The sequence below is a fragment of the Yokenella regensburgei ATCC 49455 genome, from assembly GCF_000735455.1.
Lineage (GTDB): Bacteria > Pseudomonadota > Gammaproteobacteria > Enterobacterales > Enterobacteriaceae > Yokenella > Yokenella regensburgei.
The window spans coordinates 71,641-87,194 of sequence record NZ_JMPS01000040.1; the positions used below are offsets into that span (position 1 = coordinate 71,641).

A 15,554-nucleotide genomic window follows, 5' to 3' on the forward strand; every position below is an offset into this window, starting at 1 on the left:
AGCGAACCTCAAATTGTTTTACTTAGTGTATAGCCTAAAGAATTGACTACTATCGCAGCGTAAAGTTGCGATAACAACCCATAAACAGTTCGGTTACCCAGCATAGCGTGCTGAAGAATCGACTGTGCGACCGGTTTCATGTTCATATCATTGTAAAACACAGATCCGAACGAGAGATGACAGTCCGGAGAAACCACGAGAAAACTCTTGCTTAACAAGAGCGCCCTTGTTCAGTTCACAGAGCCAGACCGGCCCTTGAATCCTGAGAAGCGCCGAAATGGGTAGAACATCGGCAGGTTTGCAAAACAGAGATGCAGGTTGCGGGGATTAGACACATGCCAGAACGGCATGACTGATTCAGCGGAAAACGACGGTTCATTCTTTCGTATCACCTCCACGCCAACCCCTCAAGGCCAGCGACAAGACCAGGCTAAAAGTATCATTGCTTAACCCGGCTGGAAGTGACGTCACGATAAGAGTTACCGTGCACTTTTTGTATAAGCCGCGCGCGGCGTTTTATACCGAGAACCGGGGGAAAATGCAAAATAAAAATGCACACTCTGTCGCCAGTGTCAGAACGGTGGCAGGAAAAATTTCCATGCCCTTTTCGTCAATCTGTGCGCCTTCGAAGAAAAAAACTGGCAATCCGATGAAGAAGTGACCTAAAATAGCCATCCAGATGTTAATCCATCTATACTGATTAACACTCAGACTTCTTGTGCCTATTCTTCATCGCATTAGCGGAATACTCCAGAAAAGTTAACAGACACAACAGTTTGAGCTTATCGTTTTCTTATCAGGCGAAATTAAACATGGCAAAACACCTCTTTACGTCCGAGTCCGTATCTGAAGGGCATCCAGACAAAATTGCTGACCAAATCTCTGACGCCGTACTGGACGCGATCCTCGAGCAGGATCCGAAAGCCCGCGTAGCGTGTGAAACCTATGTCAAAACAGGCATGGTGCTGGTAGGCGGTGAAATCACCACCAGCGCATGGGTCGATATCGAAGAGATCACCCGTAACACGGTTCGCGAGATTGGCTATGTGCATTCCGATATGGGCTTTGACGCCAATTCGTGTGCGGTGCTGAGCGCTATCGGTAAGCAGTCTCCGGACATCAACCAGGGCGTTGACCGTGCCGATCCGCTGGAGCAAGGCGCTGGCGACCAGGGCCTGATGTTTGGCTACGCGACCAACGAAACCGACGTGCTGATGCCAGCACCGATTACCTATGCTCACCGTCTGGTGCAGCGTCAGGCTGAAGTACGTAAAAACGGCACCCTGCCGTGGCTGCGTCCGGATGCGAAAAGCCAGGTCACCTTCCAGTACGACAACGGTAAAGTTGTTGGTATTGATGCTGTGGTTCTGTCTACCCAGCACGCCGAAAGCATCGATCAGAAATCCCTGCAGGAAGCAGTGATGGAAGAGATTATCAAACCGGTTCTGCCGACCGAGTGGCTGAACGCGTCGACCAAATTCTTCATCAACCCGACCGGTCGTTTTGTTATCGGCGGCCCGATGGGTGACTGCGGTCTGACCGGTCGTAAAATCATCGTTGATACCTACGGCGGCATGGCTCGTCACGGTGGCGGTGCGTTCTCTGGTAAGGATCCTTCTAAAGTTGACCGCTCTGCTGCCTACGCAGCGCGCTACGTAGCGAAAAACATCGTTGCCGCGGGCCTGGCTGACCGTTGTGAAATTCAGGTTTCCTACGCTATCGGCGTGGCAGAACCGACTTCTATCATGGTAGAAACCTTCGGTACTGAGAAAATCGCTTCTGAACAGCTGACCCTGCTGGTTCGCGAGTTCTTCGATCTGCGTCCGTACGGCCTTATCCAGATGCTGGATCTGCTGCACCCGATATACAAAGAAACCGCGGCATACGGTCACTTTGGTCGTGAACACTTCCCTTGGGAAAAAACCGACAAAGCGGCTCTGCTGCGCGATGCGGCTGGCCTGAAATAATTCAGCCACCACGTCAGCAAAATAAAAGCCAGCCTCGCGCTGGCTTTTTTATTGCCTGCGCCATATTGATTCCAAATAGGAAACAATAAAAAGAAAAAGAGCCAACAATGTTGAATAATCATCGGTGGTAGTCTCTTCGTCATGAACTCCCGGCCTCATCCGACGGGAAAACGTTCACCACGAATCAGGAGATACCATGAGTAAATTACTTATTTTGAAATCCAGCATGATGGGCGCCAGCTCGCAAACCAATTCGCTGATTGATGCTTACGTGGCGGCACGTCGGGCAAAAGGCTTTGCCGATGAAATTGTGGAGCATAATCTGGCGGCTCTGGATTTACCGGTGCTGGATCTTGAGATCTTCAGCGCCCTGCGCGGAGCGGAGAACCCGAGCGACCGCGCGCTTGAGGCTATCGCCCTTTCCGACCGGCTGATTGCAGAGCTTAACGCCAGCGACACGCTTATCATCGGTGCACCAATGTATAACCTCAACGTGCCAACGCCGCTGAAAAACTGGTTCGATCTGGTCGCCCGTGCGGGTAAAACGTTCCGCTATACCGAAAGTTACCCGCTGGGGTTGGTAGAAAACGTCAACGCTATCGTCTTTAGCTCGCGCGGCGGCGTTCATCTCAACCAGCCGACGGATGCGGTAACGCCGTATCTGCGCGCGGTGCTGGGGCTGATTGGCATCAGCGACGTTAGTTTCGTTAATGCGGAAGGGATGGATATGCGCCCGCATGGCCGTGACCAGGGGCTGGCTAACGCCCATGCTGAACTGACGGCGTTACTCTGAACGCCGGGCGGTGGGGGCCTCCACCACCGCCATGATTTCCGGCAGCGCACTCTGCAGTCGCTCAACGGCGACGCGAACGTTTAACGACAGATGCGGCGACTGCGGCCATACCGCATACACCGGCCAGCTGCTGGTATTCACGCCGGGCAACACTTCCTGCAGCATACCCTGCTCCAGCGCTTCCCGCACCAGCCAGTAGGGTAACCAGGCAATACCGCAGCCCGCAATGGCAGCGTCTTTGAGGGCCTGCATATCATCCATCATGATTCGTGTCGTTGGGGTTATCTCTGCTTCACCTGCCTGCCATTTCTGCACGCGCCCGCCCCGGGTATAACCAATAGCATGGTGATGCACGAGGGCTTCGGCGGATGCAGGTTCACCGAATGCCTGCAAATAATCAGGGGAGGCACAGAACACCATACCGTGAGAAGCAATCTGCCGTGCCACCAGGCTGCTGCTGTCGGCCAGTTCACCAATACGGATAGCCAGATCGACCCCCTCCTCAACAATATCCACCAGCCGGTCGCTAAACGAGAGAGAAAGCTGGAGCCCTTCATGCTCGCGGGCAAGCGCGGTCAGCAGCGGGGCGATACAGAGACGGCCGAACAACACGGGTAATGAGACGCGAAGGCTACCGTTCACCTGCAGACGATTTTCAGCAAGCGTAGCCTCAGCCTTCTCCATCTCCAGCAGCGCCCGGCGACAATAGTCATAATAAATCGCCCCCTGTTCGGTAAGACGCAGGCTACGGGTGGTGCGGTGAAACAGCGTCACGCCCAGGCGCGACTCCAGCCTGGCAATCGTTTTGGTGACCGCTGAGCGTGTCAGGAAAAGCTGTTCCGCGGCGCGCGAAAAACTGCCGGCTTCAACGGCGGCAACAAACACCGGAATACTGTTCAGTTCACCCTTCATCTGCATTTTTGTCTGCGCCAGCTATCTGAAATCATGGCATTCATACTACCCTGCGCCACCGGCAAAGTCAGGTATCAGCGAGAATCACTGCTAACGCCAATGAAAGCGATTACACCATATATCATGCCAATAATGTGACATGATAATCAGTCATATGATAATGATTGCTCCTTTGTTACATATCATTTCAGTTAAGAGCAAAGCATGTATTTTAACCGCTAATTAATTACAGTTAATTTATTGTTTAATCATACTTTTATCCAAAAAATACATAAACACTTAGTGTAACCGATTACACTAACGTGATTGGTCTCACATATTTTTGCGTCGAGCTCACCTACCCTTTACATCGATAAAACTGATAATCCAACTGGAGGGCATATGCCTGACAATATAAAACAGGGGCGTTCAAACAGGGCGATGACGTTCTTTGTCTGTTTTCTTGCAGCCCTGGCCGGATTGCTGTTCGGCCTCGACATCGGCGTTATCGCCGGTGCTCTGCCGTTCATTACCACCGAATTCCAGATAAGTGCACACACCCAGGAGTGGGTGGTGAGTTCAATGATGTTTGGTGCCGCCGTCGGTGCCATTGGTAGCGGCTGGCTCTCTTACCGTCTTGGGCGTAAAAAAAGCCTGATGATTGGCGCAATTCTGTTTGTAGCAGGTTCGCTGTGCTCTGCGGCTGCGCCAAACGTAGAAGTGCTACTTATCTCCCGCGTCCTGCTCGGCCTGGCGGTCGGCGTGGCCTCTTATACCGCACCGCTGTATCTGTCTGAAATCGCACCCGAAAAGATCCGCGGCAGCATGATTTCTATGTACCAGTTGATGATCACCATCGGTATTCTCGGTGCCTATCTGTCCGATACCGCGTTCAGCTATAGCGGCTCCTGGCGCTGGATGTTGGGCGTCATCATCATCCCGGCCCTTCTGCTGCTCGTCGGCGTATTCTTCCTGCCGGACAGCCCGCGCTGGTTTGCGGCCAAGCGCCGCTTCCACGACGCCGAACGTGTACTGCTGCGCCTGCGCGACACCAGCGCAGAAGCCCGCAACGAGCTGGATGAAATTCGTGAAAGTCTGAAGGTGAAACAGTCCGGCTGGGCGCTGTTTAAAGAGAACAGCAACTTCCGCCGCGCGGTGTTCCTTGGCGTGTTGCTGCAGGTGATGCAGCAGTTCACCGGGATGAACGTCATCATGTACTACGCCCCGAAAATTTTTGAACTGGCGGGCTATGCCAACACCACCGAGCAGATGTGGGGAACGGTTATCGTCGGGCTGACCAACGTACTGGCCACCTTCATCGCCATCGGCCTGGTTGACCGCTGGGGCCGTAAACCAACGCTGGTGCTGGGCTTCCTCGTCATGGCGGTCGGCATGGGCATTCTCGGCAGCATGATGCATATGGGTATCCACTCCGCCGCTGCGCAATACTTCGCGGTCGCCATGTTGCTGATGTTTATCGTCGGTTTCGCGATGAGCGCCGGTCCACTGATTTGGGTGCTGTGCTCTGAAATCCAGCCGCTGAAAGGGCGTGACTTTGGTATCACCTGTTCCACTGCCACTAACTGGATTGCCAACATGATTGTCGGCGCTACCTTCCTGACCATGCTCAACTCGCTCGGCAACGCCAACACCTTCTGGGTATACGGTGGGCTGAACGTGCTGTTCATCGTGCTGACCCTGTGGCTGGTACCGGAAACCAAACATGTGTCACTCGAACATATTGAACGCAACCTGATGCGCGGCCGCCCGCTGCGTGAGATTGGTGCGCAATAATCGGCCTAAGGCTTCCACTCCTTGCAGGGGTGGAAGCCTTTTCTTGCACTCCGTGGTTCCTCGCTCTATCCTCTGCGCTTATGAAAACCCCTCGTCTCCCCATCGCCATTCAGCAAGCCGTTATGCGCAGCCTGCGGGAAAAACTCGCCCTGGCAAACCTTAAGCTTGAGCGTAACTACCAGGAGCCAAAGCTTGTCTATCAACAGCGCGGCACCGCCGCCGGTACCGCCTGGCTTGAGAGCAACGAAATCCGTCTCAACCCGGTATTGATGATGGAAAATCAGCAGGCGTTTATTGATGAGGTGGTTCCTCACGAGCTGGCGCATATACTAGTGTGGCGGCACTTTGGCCGGGTGGCACCACACGGTAAAGAGTGGAAGTGGATGATGGAAAGCGTCCTTGGCGTTCCCGCCCGCCGCACTCACCAGTTTGAGCTTGAGTCCGTGCGTCGCAACACCTTCCCCTACCGCTGTAAGTGCCAACAGCATCAGTTGACCGTGCGTCGACACAATCGTGCTCTGCGTGGCGAGGCGGTTTATCGCTGCGTGCACTGCGGTGAAGCGCTGATTGCTGAATAACCTGCAGAATTATCAAGAACATTCATGATCTGACTGATTGCATCCAGGAACAACTTTCGCTACGTTGCGGGCTCGTTTTAACACGGAGTGTGTGATGTCCCGTTTGTTGTCCCTTGCTGCTGCATTGGTTGTAGCAGCCAGCCCGGCCCCGTTACTGGCCGAAGGTATTAACAGTTTCTCTCAGGCGAAAGCCGCTGGCGTGAAGGTCAACGCCGACGTTGCCGGGGATTTCTACTGCGGTTGCAAGATAAACTGGCAGGGTAAGAAAGGGGTCGTTGACCTCGAATCCTGCGGTTACAAAGTCAGAAAAAATGAGAACCGCGCCAGCCGTATCGAGTGGGAGCACGTCGTCCCTGCCTGGCAGTTTGGTCATCAGCGCCAGTGCTGGCAGGACGGTGGTCGCAAAAACTGTGGTAAAGACCCGGTCTATCGCCAGATGGAAAGCGACATGCACAACCTGCAGCCCGCCGTCGGTGAGGTCAATGGCGATCGCGGCAACTTTATGTACAGTCAGTGGAACGGCGGCGAAGGTCAGTACGGCCAGTGCGCCATGAAGGTCGATTTCAAAGGTAAGGTCGCCGAGCCTCCGGCACGTGCACGCGGCGCCATCGCCCGCACTTACTTCTATATGCGCGACCGCTACCAGCTCTCGCTTTCACGCCAGCAGACACAGCTCTTTAACGCCTGGGACAAGCAGTACCCGGTAAGCGAGTGGGAGTGCGAGCGCGATGAGCGCATCGCGAAATATCAGGGCAACCATAACCCATATGTGCAGCGCGCTTGCCAGGCGCAAAAGAGCTAACCTACACTAGCGACAAATGTAAATAATTTACCCGGATCATCCAGAACTATGCGCATTCCTCGCATTTATCATCCCGAACTACTCGCAGAAGGCAGCCAGGTTGCATTATGCGATGACGCCGCCAACCACGTTGGCCGCGTACTGCGCATGAGCGCAGGCCAGCAGGTACAGCTCTTCGACGGCAGCAACCAGGTGTTTGATGCCGAAATCATTCAGGCCGATAAGAAAAGCGTACGGGTAAGCATCCTGAACGCCACGCTCGACGATCGTGAATCTCCTCTGCACATTCACCTTGGGCAGGTGATGTCGCGTGGCGAAAAAATGGAATTCACTATCCAGAAATCGATTGAGCTTGGTGTAAGCCTCATTACGCCACTTTTATCTGAGCGCTGTGGCGTTAAACTGGATGCTGAGCGCCTGAACAAGAAGCTCCAGCAGTGGCAAAAGATTGCTATCGCCGCCTGCGAGCAGTGTGGTAGGAACCGGGTTCCGGAGATCCGCCCGGTAATGAGTCTTGAAGCGTGGTGCGCCGAGCAGGCAGATGGCCTGAAGCTGAACCTGCACCCGCGCGCCAGCCAGAGTATCAACACTCTGCCGCTGCCGGTTGAACGCATTCGCCTGCTGATTGGCCCGGAAGGTGGGCTGTCGGCGGAAGAAATTGCCATGACCGCACAATATCAGTTTACTGATATCCTGTTGGGACCTCGCGTTCTGCGTACTGAGACAACTGCACTCACCGCTATTACCGCACTGCAGGTGCGTTTTGGCGACCTGGGCTAACGGAGAAGAACAATGATCAAGCTCGGCATCGTGATGGATCCCATTGCGAACATCAACATCAAGAAAGACTCCAGTTTTGCTATGTTGCTGGAAGCACAGCGTCGTGGTTACGAACTCCATTACATGGAAATGAACGACCTGTATCTGATTAACGGTGAAGCGCGCGCCCGTACGCAACTGCTGAGCGTTGAACAGAACTATGACAAATGGTACGAGTTCAGCGGTGAGCAGGATCTGCCGCTGGCGGATCTCGATGTCATCCTGATGCGTAAAGATCCGCCCTTCGATACCGAATTTATCTACGCAACCTACATTCTTGAGCGCGCAGAGGAAAAAGGCACCCTCATCGTAAACAAGCCGCAGAGCCTGCGTGATTGTAACGAAAAGCTGTTCACCGCCTGGTTCTCAGAGCTGACGCCGGAAACCCTGGTCACCCGCAACAAAGCGCAGCTGAAAGCCTTCTGGCAGCAGCACGGCGACATCATCATGAAGCCGCTCGACGGCATGGGTGGTGCCTCTATTTTCCGCGTGAAAGAGAGCGATCCGAACATCGGCGTGATTGCGGAAACCCTGACCGAGCTCGGTACCCGCTACTGCATGGCACAAAACTACCTGCCAGCCATCAAAGACGGTGACAAACGCGTGCTGGTTGTCGATGGCGAACCGGTGCCGTATTGCCTGGCGCGCATTCCGCAGGGCGGTGAAACCCGTGGTAATCTCGCGGCCGGTGGTCGTGGTGAGCCGCGTCCGCTGTCTGAAAGCGACTGGGAAATCGCCCACAAAGTCGGCCCAACGCTGAAAGCCAAGGGACTGATTTTCGTCGGCCTCGATATCATTGGCGATCGCCTGACCGAAATTAACGTCACCAGCCCGACCTGCATTCGTGAAATAGAAGCCGAGTTCCCGATTTCTATTACCGGAATGCTGATGGACGCTATCGAGAAGCGTCTGGCGAAGTAATCCACGCGACGGGAGGGATCCCGTCTGCGCTCGACAGCACCTGGCGTTTTCCCGCATACTGGGTGCTGCTTTTTAAACCAGGACACAGACCTCAAACGATGAATTTACAGCACCACTTCCTTATTGCTATGCCTGCCCTTCAGGATCCTATCTTCCGCCGCGCCGTGGTCTACATTTGTGAATATAATGAAGACGGAGCGATGGGGATAATCATTAATAAACCACTGGAAAATCTGAAGGTTGAGGGCATCCTGGAAAAGCTGAAGATCGTCCCTGAGCCGCGGGATCCGGCCATTCGTCTGGACAAACCGGTGATGCTCGGCGGGCCGCTGGCTGAGGATCGTGGGTTTATTCTGCACACTCCACCGTCTGATTTCTCATCAAGCATCCGTATTTCTGATAATACCGTGGTGACCACCTCGCGCGACGTGCTGGAAACCCTGGGCACCGCGCAGCAGCCAAGCGAAGTTCTGGTCGCGTTGGGCTATGCTTCCTGGGAAAAGGGTCAACTGGAGCAGGAGATCCTCGATAACGCCTGGCTTACCTCTCCTGCCGACATGAACATCTTGTTTAAAACTCCGATAGCCGATCGCTGGCGCGAGGCCGCCAGGCTGATTGGTATCGATATTGTCACCATGTCTGGCGTCGCGGGGCACGCATGATGAGTGGAACACTTCTCGCTTTTGATTTTGGTACCCGCAGCATCGGCGTTGCCATTGGCCAACGTATTACCGGTACTGCCCGCCCACTGGGCGCTCTGAAAGCCCAGGACGGTACGCCGGACTGGAACGCCGTAGAACGGCTGCTGAAAGAGTGGCAACCGGAAAACGTCATCGTCGGCCTGCCGCTAAATATGGATGGCACCGAACAGCCGTTAACCGCCAGAGCCCGCAAGTTTGCCAACAAAATTCATGGCCGTTTTGGCGTGCAGGTGACACTCCACGACGAGCGCTTAAGCACGGTAGAAGCGAAGGCTGGACTGTTTGAGCAAGGTGGCTACCGGGCGCTGAACAAAGGCAGCGTCGATTCGGCTTCTGCGGTGGTTATTCTGGAAAGTTTCTTCGAGCAGGGCTACTAAAAAAGTGTTCTCAGCCGGAGGCCTGAAAACAGGCACCCGGCCGTGAATAGGACTAGTGCCGCAGGTGTTCGTTTGCCCAGCTAACGGCCTGGGTACGATTTTTGACACTCAGCTTGCGAAACACATTGTACAGGTGGGTTCGTACCGTGTTTTCACTGATGAACAGCGCTCTCGCAATATCCATGTTAGTTGCGCCATGGCGCAATTCATTGAGGATTTCACACTCGCGTTCGGTCAATGGAATAGACTCAGTGCTCTCAGCATTATTCTCTGCAGAATACATTGCTGGATGCATTACGCTCAATTCGGCGGTTTGCTCGCCATTTAAGACGGCTTTCACCCCTTCGATTAAACGTACTTCATCATCATCATGACGGAATACACCATACAGCGACGGCCACTGCGCCATTTCGTATAACTCGTACTTCTGTGCACTATTGATAATTAACACCTTTGGGGTATCCGCCTGGGTGCGGATAATATCCCGCCAGATACCATTAAGCTTCTTGCCCGAAACGGCGATATCGAATAATACGACAGTACCTTTCGGAAGATGTTGCAACAGTGGTTTATTAATATTGTGAACTTCGACAGAAACCTGTAGTTGATCGCAAAGCCAGGTGGCGAAAGTATTAGCCTGAACTGAAGGGTGCGTAATGAGAACAAGCTGTCGCATTCCCGCTACTTTATCTGATACATCAAGCATTTAAAACTCTCCTTAGTTGATAGCCACCGTCTTGGTGGTTAAATGATGCAAAAATAAAAAGCCAATTTGTTATTATTTTTTAAAAAAACAAAACATATTGAAACAATATTTTATGGGAAACATCCTGTTTCCGTTATCAGGATAGAACGAATGCATCAGAAGTGTCAAAAGATATCCCCACTTTTTTCTAGCTATCAACAATACAATCTAATGTTTTCTGCGTACCTCATCCCCCCTGAATAAGAGAGACAATGCTGAGCCTGACAGTAATTACAGCCGTACGTAGTCACACTGTAATAATACATCATATAACCTCTTATTGAGGATAACATAATCACAACATTAGTATTTATTACGTATTATCTGAAATAACTTTACATAAGCATTTAAAGTAATAAATGATTTAGCGCAAATATTAATAAATAGATTTACTGCGCTGTATTTGATTATCATCAAATAACACCACGAGATCATTATTTAACCACCCGCTGATATATGGCTAAAGTAACCCAGCCGACACCCGCTGCTGATGGCTTTGGGTGAAGGTCTGCATACCAGCCTGCTGCCCGGTTTGCATTACACCAGGGAGCTGATGGCTTTTCCCCTCGCGGATCAGGTTCGCTACCGCGGGCGTGTTAATAAGGAGCTCATATAGTGCAATTCGCCCGCCTTGTTTTCCGGTCGCCAGCTTTTGTGCCAGCACGGCGCACAGGCTTCCAGCCAGTTGGCTGCGTACGAGATCTTTTTCTGCCCCAGGAAACACATCAGCCAGACGCTCAATCGCCGAGGCCGCCGTGCGGGTATGAAGCGTTGCCAGCACCAGATGCCCGGTCTCCGCCGCAGTCAGCGCCAGACGAATAGTTTCACCATCGCGCAGCTCGCCGAGGAGAATCACGTCAGGATCCTGACGCAGCGCCCCTCGCAGTCCGTCGGCAAACGAGGAGCAATGCAGACCAATTTCACGCTGCTGGATCAGGCTTCGTGCGCTGGTATGGACAAATTCCACCGGATCTTCAAGCGTGATGATATGCCCGGGTAGCCGGTGGTTAAGCGTATCGACCATCGCCGCGAGGGTGGTGGATTTACCGCTGCCGGTCACACCGGTGACCAGAATTAACCCGCTTTGTGCTTCCAGTAACGGTTCCAGCGCAGGAGGGAGCGACAGATCAATGAAGCGCGGGCACGCTGTGGGTAAAATACGCAGAGCCAGCGAAAGGCCATTCAGGTTGGCAAAAGCGCTGGCACGCAGCCGCCGTCCGTCTGGCAACTGATGCGCGAAATCAAGCTGATGCTGTTTTTGCAACGCCTGCTGCTGCCCGGTTGTCAGCCAGGCCCTCAGCAAGTGTTCCGGGGTTGGGGCATCCAGCTCTGCCGGTTCAAGCCGTCCATCCCGACGCCATCGTGGCGCTCTGCCGCTGCACAGGTGTAGATCCGAGACGTTATGCTTTACACTAAGCTCCACCAACTCTTGTATATCCATATACCCACCAGGAAAAATGAACGACATTGCGCATAACCTGGCACAGGTCAGGGACAAAATCTCCGCTGCGGCAGAACGCTGCGGCCGCGATTCAGAAGAAGTTACGTTGCTTGCAGTCAGTAAAACAAAGCCTGCGAGCGCCATCGAAGAAGCTATCGCCGCGGGTCAGCTGGCGTTTGGTGAAAACTACGTGCAGGAAGGGGTGGATAAGGTCCGCTATTTCCAGCAAAAGGGGCAACAGAACCTGCAATGGCACTTTATTGGCCCGTTGCAGTCCAACAAAAGCCGCCTGGTCGCCGAACACTTTGACTGGTGCCATACCGTTGATCGCCTGAAGATTGCCACCCGCTTAAGCGAGCAGCGCCCGGCAGAATTACCGCCGCTGAATGTGTTGATTCAGGTAAATATCAGCGACGAACAAAGTAAGTCCGGGATCGCACTCGACGAAGTCGACGCGCTGGCAGAAAGCATTGCCGCGCTGCCGGGCATTACCCTGCGCGGGCTTATGGCCATTCCCGCGCCTGAGTCAGAATATGTAAGGCAGTTTGCCGTCGCCCAGCAAATGGCGGTAGCATTTGCCGAATTGAAAACCCGCTACCCTACGGTAGATACGCTCTCTCTGGGCATGTCGGACGATATGGAAGCTGCCATTGCGGCAGGTAGCACGATGGTGCGCATTGGCACAGCCATTTTTGGTGCGCGCGACTACACAAAATAATAAGGAAAACTGAGGAACGCCATGAAGACGTTGACTTTCCTGCTCTCAACGGTGCTTGAGCTGTATACGATGGTGCTGTTATTGCGCGTCTGGATGCAGTGGGCACGCTGTGATTTTTACAACCCGTTCGCCCAGTTTGTGGTGAAAGCCACTCAGCCCATCGTCGGGCCGCTGCGCCGTATCATCCCGGCGATGGGTCCGATTGATAGCGCCTCGCTGCTGCTCGCGTTTATCCTCTGCGTGCTGAAAGCCATTGTGCTGTTCATGGTCATCACTTTCCAGCCAATCATCTGGATTGCCGCCGTTCTCATCCTGCTGAAAACCATCGGCGTGTTGATTTTCTGGGTGCTGCTGGCGATGGCTATCATGAGCTGGGTCAGCCGTGGGCGTAGCCCGGTTGAGTACGTGCTGATGCAGCTTGCCGATCCGCTGCTGCGCCCGATTCGTAATCTGCTGCCGTCGATGGGTGGCATTGATTTCTCACCAATGATTCTGGTGTTGCTGCTGTATGTCATTAACATGGGCATCGCAGAACTGCTGCAGTCAACCGGTAACATGCTGCTGCCGGGGCTGTGGATGGCGCTATGAGTGCCGTAGAAAGCGCTGACGGTGCGCTGGTGTTGCGGCTTTATATTCAGCCGAAGGCCAGCCGTGACAGCATTGTGGGTCTGCATGGCGGCGAGTTAAAAGTCGCCATCACCGCCCCACCGGTAGACGGCCAGGCCAATGCGCATCTGGTAAAATACCTCGCAAAACAGTTTAAGGTGGCGAAAAGCCAGGTCATCATTGAAAAAGGTGAACTGGGTCGCCACAAGCAGGTCAGGATCATGAATCCGCAAAACATCCCGACGAACGTCGCGGCGCTGACTGATTAGGATATTCCATGCAAAAAGTAGTCCTTGCTACCGGTAATGCCGGTAAAGTGCGTGAGCTCGCCACTCTGCTCAACGATTTTGGTCTTGATATCGTCGCTCAGACTGAGCTTGGCGTAGAGTCAGCGGAAGAGACCGGCCTGACGTTCATTGAGAACGCTATTCTGAAAGCCCGCCACGCGGCGCAAATCACCTGTCTTCCGGCGATTGCCGATGATTCAGGTCTTGCGGTCGATGTGCTGGGCGGCGCGCCGGGGATCTACTCCGCCCGCTACTCCGGCGTTGATGCCAGCGACGAACAGAACCTGCAAAAGCTGCTGGAAACCCTGAAAGACGTGCCGGACGAACAGCGCCAGGCGCAGTTCCACTGTGTGCTGGTGTATCTGCGCCATGCTGAAGATCCGACGCCGCTGGTCTGCCATGGCTGCTGGCCGGGCGTTATTACCCGCGAACGTGCCGGTAACGGCGGTTTCGGCTACGATCCGATTTTCTATGTCCCTTCTGAAGGGAAAACCGCAGCCGAGCTGACCCGTGAAGAGAAAATTGCTATTTCTCATCGCGGTCAGGCGCTGAAACAGTTACTGGAAGCATTACGTAATGGCTAATTTGCCACCGCTCAGTCTTTATATTCACATTCCGTGGTGCGTGCAGAAATGTCCGTACTGCGACTTTAACTCGCACGCGCTGAAGGGCGAAGTGCCGCACGATGATTACGTTCAGCATCTGCTAAACGATCTCGATGCCGACGTGGCTTACGCGCAAGGACGTGAAGTAAAGACCATTTTCATCGGTGGCGGTACGCCGAGCCTGCTTTCAGGCCCTGCGATGCAGACCCTGCTTGACGGCGTGCGCGCACGCCTGACCCTGGCTTCAGATGCAGAAATCACCATGGAAGCCAACCCGGGTACGGTCGAAGCCGATCGCTTCACCGACTATCAGCGTGCCGGGGTTAACCGAATTTCCATCGGTGTGCAGAGCTTTAGCGAGCCCAAGCTCCAGCGGCTGGGGCGCATTCACGGCCCGGAAGAAGCAAAACGCGCGGCGCGACTGGCAAGCGGTCTCGGTTTACGCAGCTTTAACCTCGACCTGATGCACGGCCTTCCTGACCAGAGTCTGGAAGAGGCGCTGGACGACCTGCGCCAGGCGATTGCGCTTAATCCGCCGCACCTGTCGTGGTATCAGTTAACCATCGAGCCGAACACGCTGTTTGGCTCACGCCCGCCGGTGCTGCCGGATGACGATGCTCTGTGGGATATCTTCGAACAGGGCCATCAGCTGCTGAGCGCCGCAGGGTATCAGCAGTACGAAACCTCAGCCTACGCCAAACCGGGTTACCAGTGTCAGCACAACCTGAACTACTGGCGCTTTGGTGATTATCTGGGGATTGGCTGCGGAGCGCACGGCAAAGTCACCTTCCCGGATGGGCGCATTTTACGTACCGCCAAAACCCGTCATCCGCGCGGCTATATGGAAGGACGCTATCTGGAGCGCCAGCACGACGTGGCAGTTGAAGATAAACCCTTTGAGTTCTTCATGAACCGCTTCCGCCTGCTGGAGCCTGCCCCGCGCGCTGAGTTTCCTCTCTACACCGGTCTGACGGAATCGGCGGTCCGCCCGCAGATTGAAGAAGCGCTGAAACAGGGTTATCTCACCGAGTGTGACCAGTTCTGGCAAATCACCGAGCACGGAAAACTGTTCTTAAACTCCCTCCTTGAGCTGTTCCTCGCCGAAGAGTCCTGAAGCCAGATTCCAGATTTTACCCTCCACTCTGCCTGACGAAGCAAAAGCTGGCAGAGTGCGGGGATGGAAATTATTCATTCTTATGCAAAACAGCTCAGGCGAGAGCTGACGACAGAAGAAAGGCATCTCTGGTATCTGTTACGCGGCCGCCGGTTTTCTCGTTACAAGTTTCGCCGACAACACCCCATAGGCAACTATATTGTTGATTTTGCCTGCTGCGAAGCGCATTTGGTTATCGAACTGGATGGCGGGCAGCACGACGAAAGAGCGCAATATGACCGGCAAAGAACCGCCTGGTTAAATGCGAAAGGATGGGAAGTCATTCGTTTCTGGAATAACGAGTTATGGAGTAATGAAGAGGCTGTATTAGACCAACTGCTTGAGGTTCTGCAAAA

21 protein-coding genes are annotated in these 15,554 nt (G+C 53.9%); 15 read left to right on the plus strand and 6 right to left on the minus strand.

Features of this window, described 5'->3' with window-relative positions; all coding sequences use genetic code 11:
- Positions 1 to 8: 8 nt before the first annotated feature.
- The 3 genes from yqgB to GYRE_RS23775 all read right to left on the minus strand — a co-directional run bounded on the left by yqgB (position 9) and on the right by GYRE_RS23775 (position 675).
- The gene (gene yqgB / locus GYRE_RS23770) at positions 9 to 146 is read right to left on the minus strand and encodes an acid stress response protein YqgB (protein WP_134436985.1); all 138 of its coding nucleotides are present in this window, start codon (positions 144 to 146) and stop codon (positions 9 to 11) included.
- Positions 147 to 235: 89 nt separating this feature from the next.
- Positions 236 to 379, minus strand: a complete 144-nt coding sequence (locus GYRE_RS25300) for a hypothetical protein (protein ID WP_420378127.1) — start codon at positions 377 to 379, stop codon at positions 236 to 238.
- 137 nt (positions 380 to 516) lie between these two features.
- Positions 517 to 675: a hypothetical protein gene (locus tag GYRE_RS23775; RefSeq protein WP_006818349.1), complete on the minus strand. Its 159-nt coding sequence runs from the start codon at positions 673 to 675 to the stop codon at positions 517 to 519.
- Positions 676 to 812: 137 nt separating this feature from the next.
- On the opposite strand from GYRE_RS23775, the gene metK reads away from it, so the two are divergent.
- The gene (gene metK / locus GYRE_RS12260; protein ID WP_006818348.1) at positions 813 to 1,967 is read left to right on the plus strand and encodes a methionine adenosyltransferase; all 1,155 of its coding nucleotides are present in this window, start codon (positions 813 to 815) and stop codon (positions 1,965 to 1,967) included.
- 196 nt (positions 1,968 to 2,163) lie between these two features.
- Complete coding sequence (locus tag GYRE_RS12265) at positions 2,164 to 2,760, plus strand: NAD(P)H-dependent oxidoreductase (protein ID WP_038255565.1); 597 nt, start codon at positions 2,164 to 2,166, stop codon at positions 2,758 to 2,760.
- On the opposite strand, the gene GYRE_RS12270 is transcribed toward GYRE_RS12265, so the two are convergent.
- Positions 2,752 to 3,672, minus strand: coding sequence for a LysR family transcriptional regulator (locus tag GYRE_RS12270; protein ID WP_038255589.1), 921 nt, complete (start codon positions 3,670 to 3,672; stop codon positions 2,752 to 2,754). The genes GYRE_RS12265 and GYRE_RS12270 overlap by 9 nt on opposite strands.
- Positions 3,673 to 4,053: 381 nt before the next feature.
- Here GYRE_RS12270 and GYRE_RS12275 point away from each other — a divergent pair, with 381 nt between their 5' ends.
- The 7 genes from GYRE_RS12275 to ruvX all read left to right on the plus strand — a co-directional run bounded on the left by GYRE_RS12275 (position 4,054) and on the right by ruvX (position 9,643).
- On the plus strand, positions 4,054 to 5,445 hold the full coding sequence (locus GYRE_RS12275) for a sugar porter family MFS transporter (protein WP_006818344.1): 1,392 nt from the start codon (positions 4,054 to 4,056) through the stop codon (positions 5,443 to 5,445).
- Between the two features lie 80 nt (positions 5,446 to 5,525).
- Positions 5,526 to 6,023 (plus strand): SprT family zinc-dependent metalloprotease, encoded by a 498-nt coding sequence (locus GYRE_RS12280; protein WP_072009068.1) that lies wholly within the window; start codon positions 5,526 to 5,528, stop codon positions 6,021 to 6,023.
- Positions 6,024 to 6,117: 94 nt separating this feature from the next.
- A complete protein-coding gene (gene endA, locus GYRE_RS12285; RefSeq protein ID WP_038255569.1) occupies positions 6,118 to 6,825 on the plus strand; it encodes a deoxyribonuclease I in 708 nt (235 codons plus the stop codon).
- Positions 6,826 to 6,873: 48 nt separating this feature from the next.
- Positions 6,874 to 7,605, plus strand: a complete 732-nt coding sequence (rsmE, locus tag GYRE_RS12290) for a 16S rRNA (uracil(1498)-N(3))-methyltransferase (protein ID WP_038255571.1) — start codon at positions 6,874 to 6,876, stop codon at positions 7,603 to 7,605.
- A 12-nt stretch (positions 7,606 to 7,617) separates the two neighbouring features.
- A complete protein-coding gene (gene gshB, locus GYRE_RS12295) occupies positions 7,618 to 8,565 on the plus strand; it encodes a glutathione synthase (protein WP_038255573.1) in 948 nt (315 codons plus the stop codon).
- A 98-nt stretch (positions 8,566 to 8,663) separates the two neighbouring features.
- Positions 8,664 to 9,227: a YqgE/AlgH family protein gene (locus tag GYRE_RS12300; protein ID WP_006818339.1), complete on the plus strand. Its 564-nt coding sequence runs from the start codon at positions 8,664 to 8,666 to the stop codon at positions 9,225 to 9,227.
- A complete protein-coding gene (gene ruvX / locus GYRE_RS12305) occupies positions 9,227 to 9,643 on the plus strand; it encodes a Holliday junction resolvase RuvX (protein ID WP_038255591.1) in 417 nt (138 codons plus the stop codon). Before GYRE_RS12300 ends, ruvX begins: the two co-directional genes overlap by 1 nt.
- Before the next feature lie 52 nt (positions 9,644 to 9,695).
- Here the strand turns inward: ruvX and GYRE_RS12310 are convergent, their stop codons facing one another.
- Both GYRE_RS12310 and GYRE_RS12315 read right to left on the minus strand, forming a co-directional pair.
- Positions 9,696 to 10,349, minus strand: coding sequence for a LuxR C-terminal-related transcriptional regulator (locus GYRE_RS12310; RefSeq protein WP_006818337.1), 654 nt, complete (start codon positions 10,347 to 10,349; stop codon positions 9,696 to 9,698).
- 499 nt (positions 10,350 to 10,848) lie between these two features.
- Positions 10,849 to 11,829 carry a type IV pilus twitching motility protein PilT gene (locus GYRE_RS12315; protein WP_038255593.1) on the minus strand — a complete coding sequence of 327 codons (981 nt, stop codon included), beginning with the start codon at positions 11,827 to 11,829 and terminating at the stop codon, positions 10,849 to 10,851.
- A gap of 16 nt (positions 11,830 to 11,845) precedes the next feature.
- Between GYRE_RS12315 and GYRE_RS12320 the strand changes: the two genes are divergently transcribed.
- From GYRE_RS12320 to GYRE_RS23780, 6 genes are all read left to right on the plus strand, one after another.
- A complete protein-coding gene (locus GYRE_RS12320; RefSeq protein WP_038255575.1) occupies positions 11,846 to 12,547 on the plus strand; it encodes a YggS family pyridoxal phosphate-dependent enzyme in 702 nt (233 codons plus the stop codon).
- 21 nt (positions 12,548 to 12,568) lie between these two features.
- Entirely contained in the window at positions 12,569 to 13,135 is a 567-nt protein-coding gene (locus GYRE_RS12325) for a YggT family protein (RefSeq protein ID WP_006818334.1), read from the plus strand.
- Complete coding sequence (yggU, locus tag GYRE_RS12330) at positions 13,132 to 13,422, plus strand: DUF167 family protein YggU (protein ID WP_038255577.1); 291 nt, start codon at positions 13,132 to 13,134, stop codon at positions 13,420 to 13,422. The genes GYRE_RS12325 and yggU overlap by 4 nt, the downstream gene beginning before the upstream one ends.
- Before the next feature lie 8 nt (positions 13,423 to 13,430).
- The gene (locus GYRE_RS12335) at positions 13,431 to 14,024 is read left to right on the plus strand and encodes an XTP/dITP diphosphatase (RefSeq protein ID WP_038255579.1); all 594 of its coding nucleotides are present in this window, start codon (positions 13,431 to 13,433) and stop codon (positions 14,022 to 14,024) included.
- Entirely contained in the window at positions 14,017 to 15,159 is a 1,143-nt protein-coding gene (hemW, locus tag GYRE_RS12340) for a radical SAM family heme chaperone HemW (RefSeq protein ID WP_038255581.1), read from the plus strand. Before GYRE_RS12335 ends, hemW begins: the two co-directional genes overlap by 8 nt.
- 63 nt (positions 15,160 to 15,222) lie before the next feature.
- Positions 15,223 to 15,554: endonuclease domain-containing protein (locus tag GYRE_RS23780; RefSeq protein WP_072009069.1), on the plus strand; the 332-nt coding region annotated here is incomplete at its 3' end.